This window comes from Brevirhabdus sp. (assembly GCF_052826345.1).
This window is the reverse complement of the sequence record NZ_JBRBUA010000019.1, coordinates 1-11207: the sequence shown is the minus strand read 5'-3', so window position 1 is coordinate 11207 and position 11207 is coordinate 1. Positions and strand designations below refer to the sequence as shown.

Annotated in this window: 10 protein-coding genes and 2 tRNA genes; 1 reads left to right on the top strand and 11 read right to left on the bottom strand. The window is 65.6% G+C overall.

The window, feature by feature from the left end:
- The 8 genes from ACU0BR_RS02980 to ACU0BR_RS02945 all read right to left on the bottom strand — a co-directional run.
- Positions 1 to 412 (bottom strand): pyridoxal-phosphate dependent enzyme (locus ACU0BR_RS02980; RefSeq protein ID WP_446155358.1); only part of this gene is annotated, 412 nt, incomplete at its 3' end.
- A 151-nt stretch (positions 413 to 563) separates the two neighbouring features.
- Positions 564 to 1691 carry an NUDIX domain-containing protein gene (locus ACU0BR_RS02975; protein ID WP_446155357.1) on the bottom strand — a complete coding sequence of 376 codons (1128 nt, stop codon included), beginning with the start codon at positions 1689 to 1691 and terminating at the stop codon, positions 564 to 566.
- Positions 1692 to 1695: 4 nt separating this feature from the next.
- Positions 1696 to 2136, bottom strand: coding sequence for a TrgA family protein (locus ACU0BR_RS02970; protein WP_446155356.1), 441 nt, complete (start codon positions 2134 to 2136; stop codon positions 1696 to 1698).
- 3 nt (positions 2137 to 2139) lie between these two features.
- Positions 2140 to 3351: a class I SAM-dependent methyltransferase gene (locus tag ACU0BR_RS02965; RefSeq protein ID WP_446155355.1), complete on the bottom strand. Its 1212-nt coding sequence runs from the start codon at positions 3349 to 3351 to the stop codon at positions 2140 to 2142.
- Positions 3352 to 3407: 56 nt separating this feature from the next.
- On the bottom strand, positions 3408 to 4829 hold the full coding sequence (locus ACU0BR_RS02960; RefSeq protein ID WP_446155354.1) for a cryptochrome/photolyase family protein: 1422 nt from the start codon (positions 4827 to 4829) through the stop codon (positions 3408 to 3410).
- Positions 4830 to 4878: 49 nt separating this feature from the next.
- Complete coding sequence (locus ACU0BR_RS02955; protein WP_446155353.1) at positions 4879 to 6102, bottom strand: aminotransferase class V-fold PLP-dependent enzyme; 1224 nt, start codon at positions 6100 to 6102, stop codon at positions 4879 to 4881.
- Between the two features lie 102 nt (positions 6103 to 6204).
- Positions 6205 to 6280: transfer RNA gene (locus ACU0BR_RS02950), tRNA-Thr, on the bottom strand.
- Positions 6281 to 6352: 72 nt separating this feature from the next.
- Complete coding sequence (locus ACU0BR_RS02945; RefSeq protein WP_446155352.1) at positions 6353 to 8023, bottom strand: ABC transporter permease; 1671 nt, start codon at positions 8021 to 8023, stop codon at positions 6353 to 6355.
- Positions 8024 to 8112: 89 nt separating this feature from the next.
- Between ACU0BR_RS02945 and ACU0BR_RS02940 the strand changes: the two genes are divergently transcribed.
- Positions 8113 to 8988: a hypothetical protein gene (locus ACU0BR_RS02940; protein ID WP_446155351.1), complete on the top strand. Its 876-nt coding sequence runs from the start codon at positions 8113 to 8115 to the stop codon at positions 8986 to 8988.
- A gap of 167 nt (positions 8989 to 9155) precedes the next feature.
- Here the strand turns inward: ACU0BR_RS02940 and ACU0BR_RS02935 are convergent.
- From ACU0BR_RS02935 to lon, 3 genes are all read right to left on the bottom strand, one after another.
- Positions 9156 to 9230 (bottom strand) — tRNA-Val (locus ACU0BR_RS02935).
- Positions 9231 to 9242: 12 nt separating this feature from the next.
- A complete protein-coding gene (locus tag ACU0BR_RS02930) occupies positions 9243 to 9626 on the bottom strand; it encodes an HU family DNA-binding protein (protein WP_446155359.1) in 384 nt (127 codons plus the stop codon).
- A 248-nt stretch (positions 9627 to 9874) separates the two neighbouring features.
- Positions 9875 to 11207, bottom strand: a 1333-nt coding sequence (lon, locus tag ACU0BR_RS02925) for an endopeptidase La (RefSeq protein WP_446155350.1), incomplete at its 5' end; no start/stop codon positions are given.

Sequence of the window (11207 nt, the reverse complement as noted above, 5' to 3'; positions counted from 1 at the left end):
GCTGCTCGGCGAGCCGGCCCGACAGCTTCACGTAGTTGTTGGGATTGCGGTAGGGCACCGCCGGCACCTCGATCAGCTCGGCCCCGAACAGGCGCAGCGTGTCCTTCTTCTCCTGGCTCTGCGTCTCGGGGATCACGATCACCGTGCGGTAGCCGAGCGCGTTGGCGACGACCGTCAGGCCGATGCCGGTGTTGCCGGCCGTGCCCTCGACGATGGTGCCGCCCGGCTTGAGCGCGCCGCGCGCGACCGCGTCGCGAATGATGTAAAGCGCCGCGCGATCCTTGACCGACTGGCCGGGGTTGAGGAATTCCGCCTTGCCCAGGATTTCGCAGCCGGTTTCATCGCTGGCGCGGTTCAGCCGGATCAGCGGCGTGTGCCCGATCGCATCGCCAAGATCTCGATAGATTTGCATCGGTGAACTCTCCTGAACTTCTGCCGCGCCGGACGTTGCCCATGCGCGCCCCATGTCATGCGCGCCCCGTGTGGGGCATATGTGGGGCCCATGTGCGCGCCCTTGCGCGTTTGGTGATACCCAAGCTGCCCCGCGATCTCAAGCGATGCGCTCACCGCTCGGCGCGCAGTCGCGCTTTGTTGAGCAGCAGCCATTGCAGCGACAACAGCAGCGGCGCGTTGTCGATCTGATCCGACGCCATCAGATCCGCGACATCCGCCCAGTCGAGGACAAAGGCGCGGATATCCTCGCCCTCGCCCGTCACGCCGCCCCATCTGTCCTGCGCGTCCGACAGATCGGCGAAACCTACGAAGCTTTCGACATGTTCGGTCAGCGCGCCGGTCGAGGGATAGTAGCTCGCGATCCGCTCCAGTCCGCGCAGCTCGATTCCGGCTTCCTCCTTCGCCTCCCGCTGCGCGGTGCGGGCCGCGCTCTCGCCCGGGTCGCGGCGCCCCGCGATCGCCTCGATCGTCCAGGGGTGGGCATCGCCGCGCGCGTAGGCGCTGATGCGGAACTGCTCGACCAGCAGCACACGGTCGCGGACGGGATCGTAGGGCAGAACGGTCACCGCATCGACGGCCACGAAGACCTCGCGCGACAGCAGGCCGCTTTCCGCGCCGTCGAAGCGGCGATGGCGCAGCTCATACTCCGCGGTCTGGAAAAAGCCGTCGTGCAGCAGGCGGCGCTGCGCGACCTCCACATCCGCCCGGCCACCGCCGCGACCGACGGGGCTGGGCCGCGAGACGGCCGCGCTCAACCGCGATTGCGCCCGCGCGCGCATCTGCGCGAACCGCGGCGCCAGATCTTCGGGCGGGACAGTGCCGAAATGCGCCATGAACTCACCCGCCGCCGCAACCGACAGATCGCCCCAGCGCGCGACCCATTCCTCCAGCGTCCAGCGTCCGCCCTTCTCGGCGAGCCCGGCAGGAGGAAGATAGACCAGCGCGTCGCATTGCGCGCCCCCGCTTTCCACCTGCACCGGGAACAGGCGATAGCCGAACCCCGCTTCGTAGAAATCGAGGCGTGCGACATCGTCGGCCGACAGGTCGGTCAGCAGCCAGCCCGACGTCGAGCCACCGGCCTCGGCCATGGGCAGCGGAAACCCCTGCCCCAGCGCCCAGTAGACCGAATAGCCGTAGAGCGTCGCGTCTCGCCGCTCGATGTCGTCGGCGGGCCGGTCCAGAACCACGCCGAGCAGCGGCAGATGCCGCAGCGAGCCGAACAGGAACAGCGGCGTCAAAGCCCTAGGTCCAACGGCGCGAGGCCGCCCCGGAAATCCCGGCCGCGACGATCCCCCCCAGAAGAATGGCCAGCAGCACATCGGCCCGCAACATCGTCGAATAGGTGTCGAACATGAGCGCGAAAAGCCCCTCCATGGCGTCTTCCAGTCCGCGGTAGCGGCGGTTGATGCTGCGCAGGATCATCTCGTAGCAGGCCAGCCCGAACCCGGTCCAGAACAGCGAAAGCACACCGGCGATCACGCCGGTGTTGATCACCGTCAGCCCCCCGCGCGGCGGGCGCGCACCGATCACGCGCCAGCCGATCAGCGCCGCGATCCCCGCGCCCGCAAGCGGCAAAAAACGCGGCGCCGTGCCGTCGGGCAAGGCATCGGCCAGGTAATTCATGGCGTACCATCCCGCCACGGCCATCAGCAGGGCCGCTATGATCTTGGGTGCAGTGGGCATTCGTCAGCTGGGGCGCGTTACCGTGATCTGTGTCACGTCGCAGTTTCCGCTGTGAAACGTTGCGGCACAAGAGGTCAGATAGAAATTCCACATTCTGCGAAACCGCTCATCGAAGCCGAGCGCCTCGATCTGATCCCAGCGCGCGTTGAAGACAGCGTGCCAGCGCCGCAAGGTGCGGCTGTAGCTTTCGCCGAACTCGACCGATCCCTTCAGATCCAGCCCCGCGCGCGCCACTTCGCGCCTCAGCGCGCCGGGGCTGGGCAACATGCCGCCCGGAAATATGTATTTCTGAATGAAATCAACGCCTTTTCGATAAATCTCAAAGCGCCTTTCCTGCACGGTGATGATCTGAAGCGTCGCATGGCGCCCGGGCTTAAGACGCTCTCGCAACACATTGAAATACGTAGGCCAATATTGCTCTCCGACCGCTTCGAACATCTCGATCGAGGCGATGCCGTCGTAGCTGCCGACCTCATCGCGATAGTCCTGCATCCTGATCTCGACCCGGTCCGACAGGCCAAGCCGCGCCATGCGGGCGACGCAATAGTCGTATTGCGCCCGGCTGATCGTCAGCCCCGTCACCCGCAACCCGCGCTTGAGCGCGGCGTATTCGGCGAACCCGCCCCAGCCGCAGCCGATTTCCAGAATGTGGTCGCCCGGTTCGACCCCCATCAGATCGACCATGCTTGCGTATTTCTGTTCCTGTGCGTTTTCAAGGCTTTCAGTGCCGCTCTTGAAGTAAGCCGAAGAATAGGTCATCGACGGGTCAAGCCAGAGGCCGTAGAATTCATTTCCCAGATCATAGTGTTGCGCGATGTTGCGCCGCGCCTGCCTGCGGTTGTTCGACAGCAGCCGGAAGCGCAGCTTTTCAAAGGCGCGCAGCACGCCCATGCCGGGAAAGCCGTCAAAGATCTCATCGTTTCCGGCGTGCACCAGATCGAGAAACGCCTGCAGGTCGGGCGATGACCAGCCGCCCTCGACATAGGCTTCGCAAAATCCGAGATCGCCTTCGCGGATCAGGCGCGCGAATATGTCGGGATCATGCACGATCAGCTCCGCCTTCGGGCTGGGGGTGCGTCCGCTGGCGCGAAACAGCCGCCCGTCCGGCAGACGCATGTCGAGCTGGCCGTTCCGCATCCGGTTGGCGACATCGAAAACGGCGGCGAAATAACGCGGCAGCCCCGCCTCGCCCTTGGTGCTGGTCAGAATTTGCATGGTCTCGTCCTTCATCGGCGCCGCGTCCGGCGCGTGCGCGGCGGCATCTTTCATGTTCAGAATTCCCGGCTCTCATAGGCGGCCAACGCGCGTCTGCGCCCCGCCTCCACACCCACCACCGGCTCGGGGTAGGCATCCTCTGCCGACACCCCCCAGGCGCGCGGGACGGCCTCGAAATAAGCGAGGGCGTCGCGGTGGGGCGACGGGCGGCCTTCGGCAATCCAGCGGTCGACGTAGCGCCGCTCCGGGTCGAATTTCGCGGCCTGCGTGAGGGGATTGAAGATCCTGAAATAAGGCGCCGCATCCGGGCCGGAACCCGCAACCCACTGCCATCCAAGCGCATTCGACGCCGGGTCCCAATCGGTCAGACACTCCGCGAACCAGTCCTGCCCGATGCGCCAATGCGTCAACAAATGCTTGGTGAGATAGGACGCCGCGATCATCCGCACGCGGTTGTGCATGGTGCCGGTCACATACATCTCCCGCATCGCCGCATCGACGATGGGAATGCCGGTGCGCCCCTGCTTCCAGGCCACCACATCCGCGTGTTCGGCGTTTTGGTTCCAGGCAAAGCCGTCCCATGCCTCGCGCCAGTTGCGGGTGGCGATATGCGGCGTGTGAAACAGCAGGTGATAGGCGAATTCGCGCCAGACCAGCTCCTTTCGAAAGCTCAGCGCGCCGGGGCTGCCCCCTTCGGCCGCACGAATGGCCGCGTGCCAGCACTGGCGGATCGAAATCTCTCCGGTGGTCAGGTTTTCGCTCAATCCGCTGGTGCCGTCGCGCGCGGGAAAATTCCGCCGCTCGACATATTCGTCGATGCCCGCCTCCAGGAACGCCTCCAGCCGCTCCTGCGCGGCCTGTTCACCGACATGCTGATAGCGTGCGACCACTTGCGCGCCGCGGCCCATCCCATCGCCCAGCCTCCAATGCGCGAGGCTGTCGGATTTCGGCCAGTCGCGGGGGGCGGGAATGACCTCGGGCCCGGGCAGCGGCGATGCGACGTCGCGATCCCGCACCGCCTTCCAGAAGGGGGTGAAGACCTTGTAGTGCTCTGCCTTGCCGGTCTTGACGGACCAGGGCTCGAACAGCAGATGGCCCGCGTGGCTATCGGCCCCCAGCCCCATGGCGCGCAGCGTCGACTTGAGCTGCCTGTCGCGCGCGACGGAGGGCGGATCATAGGCGCGCGACCAATGCACCTGACGCGCCCCGGTTTCCGTCATAAGATCGCGCAGCACCTCGCCGGCGCGCCCCCGGCGCAGGATCAGCCGACTGCCCGCATCCTCCAGCCGCCGCGCCAGTGCCGCGACGCCCTGCCCCAGCCGCCAGCGCGGCGCGGCGCCCTGTGCCTCGAGGACCTCATCGAGAATGAAGACCGCAATCACCGGCGCACCCGACGCGCAGGCCGCAACCAGCGCGGGGTTGTCGCGCACCCTCAGATCGCGCCTGAACCACATGAGTACCGGGGTGTTGTTCGCCATGCCTCGCCCACCATTGTTTCAGGTCATTCGTGGCAACAGCGTAGGCGGATCACAAATTCCGGTCGAGCACCTCAAGCAGCCGGTCGATCTCCGCGGCCGCGGTGTAATGCACGAAGCTCAGGCGCAGCACGCCCTGCGCCGGATCCACGCCCATCGCGGCCAGGGGGCGCTGCGCGTAGAAATCGCCGCCGCCCGCCATGATCCCCTGCGCGGCGAGCGCCTCGGCCACGGGTGCCGCCTGCCGCCCCAGATCCAGCGCGACCGTGGGTGCGCGCCGCACCGCATCGCGCGGGCCCAGCAAGCGCACCGAATTGCGTGCGTCGGCCCAGTCGAGCAGCGGCTGCAAAAGCGAAACCTCATGCGCACGGATCAGATCATGTACCGCCGCCCCCCGCGCAGCCGGTTGCGTGCCCGCCAGCCCGTGATGATCGTGCAGCGCGTCGAAATAATCGGCGATCCCCGCGCAGGCGGCAATCTGGGCGTGATCGGGCCCGGCCGGGGTGAACCGCTTGTAGAGCACATCGCCGTTGAAATGATGCCCCTGATTGGGCAACGCGCGCGCCAGCGCCTCGCGCAGCACCATGACGCCCTGATGCGGGCCGAATGTCTTATAGGCGGAAAACAGGTAGATATCGGCGCCCAGCTGCCCCACATCCGGCAGCCCGTGCGGCGCATAGCTGACCCCGTCCACGCAGGCCACCGCTCCCGCCGCATGAACCATCCGGCAGATGCCCGCGACATCGTTGATCTCGCCCACCACGTTGGAGCAATGCGGAAAACACACCAATCCGACGCGATCGTCGAGCAGGCCGCGCAGTGCCTCGGGGTCGAGGTGTCCGGTGTCAGGGTCAATACCCCATTCGCGGATCTCGAAGCCGTCATCCGCCAACCGGCGCCAGGGGCCTGAATTCGCCTCATGATCCTGATTGGTCACGATGATCGCGGCACCGGGGTCAAGTGCGCGCCGAAAGGCCTGCGCCAGCACATAGGTGTTCTGCGTGCTCGACGGCCCGAAGCTCAGCTCCGCCTCGGCCACCCCCAAAAGCGCCGCCAGCCTGCGCCGCGCCTCGTCCATTTCCGCGCCGCCAAGGCGCGAGGCCTCGAACGGGCCGTAGGGCTGAACCTTGCGCTGGGTGTAGAACCGCAGCAGCCGGTCGACCACCTGCCGACAGGTATAAGACCCGCCCGCATTTTCAAAAAACGCCTGATCCTTGAGAGACGGCTCGGCGAAGGCCGGGAATTGCGCCCGGACGAAATCCAGATCCAGTGTCATCCGCATTTCGTGCCCGCTGCACGACTTTGCGTCAAGCGCCGAAGTTCACAGCCAACCGCGAGGTGACAGGCATAGGGACGGCGCATTCCGGCGCTGGAATTATGGTGCCCCCACACGGACTCGAACCGCGGACCTACTGATTACAAATCAGTTGCTCTACCAGCTGAGCTATAGGGGCATTGCGCGGCGATCTAGCATTGCGCGCGCGGCTTGCCAAGATGTTGCGCGCGTGCGGCGCGCATTTCCCGGCCTAGCGGTTCGCACGAGCCAGCAGCGCCACCGCCGCCAGCCCGACGAGGATCACCAGGACCGCGGCGGGCGAGGCGTCGCCGATGTTTTCCAGCGACGCCTGGTCGTAGACCCGCGTGGCGAGCGTGTTGAAGTTGAAGGGCCGCAGCAACAGCGTGGCGGGCAGCTCCTTCACGCTGTCGACGAACACCAGAAGCAGCGCGGTACCGACCGAGCCCCTGATCAGCGGCAGGTAGATCGCGCGCAGCGTGCTGCCCGGCGTACGCCCCAGCGATCTGGCCGCCATCGGCAGCGAAGGCGCCACGCGCCCCATCGCGGCGTCGGCCGCGCCCACGGCGATCGCAAAGAACCGCACGCAATAGGCCAGAACGATCGCGAATGCCGAACCGGACATCAGCAAGCCGATCTTCTGCCCGGTCAGCGCTTCGGCCAGGTCGGCCACCGAATGGTCGATCGCGGCCAGCGGGATCAGCAGCCCCACCCCCAGAACCGCCCCCGGCGCGGCATAGCCGATCGTCGTCACCGGCAGGATCAGCCGCGGCAGACCCCGCCCCGCCAGCCGCACGCCGTAGACCATGAAGAGCGCCCCCGCCACCGTCACGACGGAGGCCGCGCCGCCGACGCTCAACGTGTTCAGCATCGCCGTGACCAGCCCCGGATCCGCCCAGCGTTCGGCATTTTCCAGCGCGTGGCCCAGGATCACCCCGAAGGGCAACACGAACCCCAGCGCGAAGGGAAAGGCACACAGCGCCGTCGCGATCCAGCCGCGCAGCCCGCGCAGGCGCAGCTTTTCCAGCGGCCGCTGCTGGCGCGACATCCGGTAAAAGCGGCTGTTGCGGCGGCTGATCTTTTCCAGCGTCACCAGCAGCAGGATCAGCAGCAGGATCACCCCCGCGATCTGCGCGGCGCCGCCTGCGTTGTAGCTGTCGAGCCAGACCGAGAAGATCCCCGTCGTCAGGGTTTGCACCGCGAAGTAATCGACCGTGCCGAAATCATTGACCGTTTCCATCATGACGATGGCCATGCCCGCCGCGATCGCGGGGCGCGACAGCGGCAGCCCCACGCGCAGAAATCTCGAAAACGCCCCTGCCCCCAGCGCCCGCGCGACCTCATAGCTGCAGGCCGATTGTTCGCGGAAGGCCGCGCGCGCCAGAAGATAGACATAAGGAAACAGCGCCGCCGTCAGCACGATGATCGCCGCCCCGCGCGAGCGGACCTCGGGAAACCAGTAATCGCGTGACGATGCCCAGCCAAAGACCTCGCGCATGAACGTCTGGACCGGGCCCGCATATTCCAGGAAATCGACCAGCGCATAGGCGCCCACATAGGCGGGAATGGCCAGCGGCAGCAGCAGCGCCCATTCCAGCCAGCGCGATCCGGGAAAGCGGTACATGGAAATCAGCCAGGCCGCCCCCGTGCCCACCGCCGCGCAAAGCACCCCGACCGAGACCATCAGCACCAGCGTGTTGAACATGTAGCGCGGCAGCACCGTCGCCATCAGATGCGGCCAGATGTTTTCGCTGGGGTTGAGCGCGATCCACAGAACGGAAACCAGCGGCATCACCACCAGGGCCGCGATCAGCAAGGCGCCGACCGACCAGCGGTCGGGGCGCATCCGCAAGGCGCGCCACGCGATCGGCGCGCCGGTTACTTGAGTGTTTTGCTCGGTCATGGCGCCGCTTTAACGAATGGCGGTTTAACTGTCCAGATTTCCCGAATATAGATCTTGGAGCCGCGCAAGCCGCAGAACATTGGACGTCCATGAAGATCGCCTTCCACCTCGGAGCACATGACACCGACGACGACCAGTTGTTGAAATGTCTTTTGCGCAACATAGGGCCGCTGTCCGAACAGGGCATTATCGTCCCCGGCCCCAGCCGCTACCGCCCCATCATCCGAGAGACGCTGAAGGCGCTCGGCGGGGCAGAGGCGACCCCCGATGTGACGGAGGTGGTGCTCGATTCGGTGATGGACGTCGATGACGCCAGGCGGCTGATCCTGTCGAACGAGAATTTCATCTGCGTGCCGCAAAGGGTGCTGACCGATGGCGCGCTCTATCCCAACGCGGGCGAGAAATCGCGGCGGCTGGCGAATATCTTTCCCGGGTACGACATCGAATTCTATCTGGCGATCCGCGATCCGGCGACCTTCGTGCCGGCCAATCACCGCCGCATGAAAGGCATGCCCGAAACGGAATACCTGGCGCTGTTCGACCCGATGGCGCTGCGCTGGTCGGATGTGGTGGCGCAGATCAGCGAGGCCAATCCCGACGCGCGCATCACCGTCTGGTGCAACGAGGATACGCCGCTGATCTGGCCGGAGGTCCTGCGCGCCGTGGCGGGGCATGACGAAGGGTTGCAGCTGAACGGCGTGAACAACCTGGTGCAATCGCTGATGACCAAGGATGGCAGCAAGCGACTGGAAAAATACCTGGCCGAACACCCGCCCGCGAACCCAATCCAGCGCCGCCGCGTCGTCGCCGCTTTCCTCGAGAAATTCGGCATGGACGACCAGTTGGAGGAAGAGCTCGACATGCCCGGCTGGACCGAAGACTACGTCGCCGCACTCACCCAGCTCTACGAAGAAGACATGCACCGCATCGTGCGCATTCCGGGCGTCACGCTGATCGCACCCTGATCACGCGGCGTCCGATCATCCGGCGCCCGATCACGCGGCGAACCTCGCAGATACCTTCGCGAAGACGCCTGGCCGCGCGCTTCGGGCCGCAGTGATTCCACCCGGACCCGGCGCCTCGGTCAGGTGATCGCCGTCAGGCCGTCAACGTGCTGGAAAACAAGGAAAAATGGTGGGTGATAAGAGATTTGAACTCCTGACATCTTCGATGTGAACGAAGCGCTCTACCACTGAGCTAATCACCCTTGGGCGGTCTTTTAGCCGGACTGTTTGTCCTCTGCAAGACCCGGTCCGCCCTCTGTCGGCACTTCGTCCTTCATGCGAAATTTCGTGGTGACCACGGTGCCCTGACCGAAGGGGTTCTGCTTTACCGGCTTGATCTTGGCCTGCGCCGACAGCGACAGCGTCTTGCCGTCGCGCAGCGCGTCGCCCATCACGCTCAACGTGGCGTCGAGGGCGGTGCGCACGTCGCGCTTCTTCATCCCCGACTTGGCAACAACCAAGTCCACGAAATCCTTTCGTTTCAGAACACTGACGGGATCTTTTGAGGTATCGGATGCAGCGGAACCATCTGTCTGGCCGACCTGCTCCTCGGGCCCCGCCGACGCGCCTTGGGACGCCCCCTGGGACGCATCGGACATGCTGCGCACGGTCGACGCCGCGCCCGCGCCGATCCGTGACGGCCCGGCCTTTGATCTTGACGATTTTTTCATGACTGCTCTGCCCCGTTTGATGGACTGTTCAGTGCCGGAGCATAGTGGATCGCCCTGCCCCGCGCCAGCGATGTGTTGACGGCTGTGATCGCAGAAAAACAGGCGCGGCCGGGGGGCCGCGCCTGTCTGGAGGTTTCAGGGGGCCGCCGCGCAATCTGATGCGCGGCGGCCTGATATCAGTGGGCGACCGACGTGGCGTCGGGCGATTTGGCCGAAAGCGCGCTTTGGCGCGCGGCGGCTTCCTCGGCGGCCTCGTCCCATTCGATGGGTTGCGGCTCACGCACCAGTGCAAGCTTCAGCACCTCGCGCACGTTGGACACCGGGATGATCTTGAGCCCCTCCTTCACGTTGTCGGGGATCTCCGCCAGGTCCTTTTCGTTTTCCTGCGGGATCAGCACGGTCGTGATGCCCCCGCGCAGCGCGGCGAGCAGCTTTTCCTTCAACCCGCCGATGGCCAGCACATTGCCGCGCAGCGTGACCTCGCCGGTCATGGCGATGTCCCTGCGAACGGGGATCTGCGTCAGCACCGACACGATCGAGGTCACCATCGCCACACCGGCCGACGGCCCGTCCTTGGGCGTGGCCCCCTCGGGAACGTGGACGTGGATGTCCATCTTGTCGAAACGCGGCGGCTCCACCCCGATGGCAGGCGCGATCGAGCGCACGAAGCTGGACGCCGCGTCGATCGATTCCTTCATCACGTCGCCCAGCTTGCCGGTCGTCTTCATCCGGCCCTTGCCCGGCAGGCGCAACGCTTCGATCGACAGCAGATCGCCCCCCACCTGGGTCCAGGCCAGACCCGTCACCACGCCGATCTGATCGTCCTGCTCGGCCAAGCCATAGCGGTAACGCTTCACGCCCAGGAATTCCTCCAGGTCGGCGGGTTCGATCCGGACCTTTTCGGCGTCCTTGCGCACGATCTTCGTCACCGCCTTGCGGGCAAGCTTCGCGATCTCGCGCTCCAGGTTCCGCACGCCCGCCTCGCGGGTGTAGACGCGGATCATCTCCTGCAACGCCTCGTCGGTCAGCTCGAACTCGGACTTCTTCAGACCGTGGTTCTTGACCTGTTTGGCGACCAGATGCTGTTTCGCAATCTCGCGCTTTTCGTCCTCGGTGTAGCCGGCCAGGCTGATGATCTCCATCCGGTCCAGAAGCGGCCCCGGCATGTTGTAGGAGTTAGCCGTGGTCAGGAACATCACGTTGCTGAGGTCGTATTCCACCTCGAGGTAGTGATCGACAAAGCTGCCGTTCTGTTCCGGGTCGAGCACCTCGAGCATCGCGCTCGCCGGGTCGCCGCGGAAGTCCTGGCCCATCTTGTCGATCTCGTCGAGCAGGATCAGCGGGTTGGTGGTCTTGGCCTTCTTCAGCGCCTGGATGATCTTGCCGGGCATCGACCCGATATAGGTCCGCCGGTGGCCCCGGATCTCGGATTCGTCACGCACGCCGCCAAGCGAGATGCGGATGAACTCGCGCCCCGTCGCCTTCGCGACCGACCGCCCCAGAGAGGTC

Coding starts and splice junctions, on each gene's coding strand:
- ACU0BR_RS02965 (WP_446155355.1), bottom strand. CDS start 3,351: ATGCAAATTCTGACCAGCACCAAGGGCGAGGCGGGGCTGCCGCGTTAT.
- ACU0BR_RS02945 (WP_446155352.1), bottom strand. CDS start 8,023: ATGACCGAGCAAAACACTCAAGTAACCGGCGCGCCGATCGCGTGGCGC.
- ACU0BR_RS02955 (WP_446155353.1), bottom strand. CDS start 6,102: ATGACACTGGATCTGGATTTCGTCCGGGCGCAATTCCCGGCCTTCGCC.
- ACU0BR_RS02940 (WP_446155351.1), top strand. CDS start 8,113: ATGAAGATCGCCTTCCACCTCGGAGCACATGACACCGACGACGACCAG.
- ACU0BR_RS02970 (WP_446155356.1), bottom strand. CDS start 2,136: ATGCCCACTGCACCCAAGATCATAGCGGCCCTGCTGATGGCCGTGGCG.
- ACU0BR_RS02960 (WP_446155354.1), bottom strand. CDS start 4,829: ATGGCGAACAACACCCCGGTACTCATGTGGTTCAGGCGCGATCTGAGG.
- ACU0BR_RS02930 (WP_446155359.1), bottom strand. CDS start 9,626: ATGTCCGATGCGTCCCAGGGGGCGTCCCAAGGCGCGTCGGCGGGGCCC.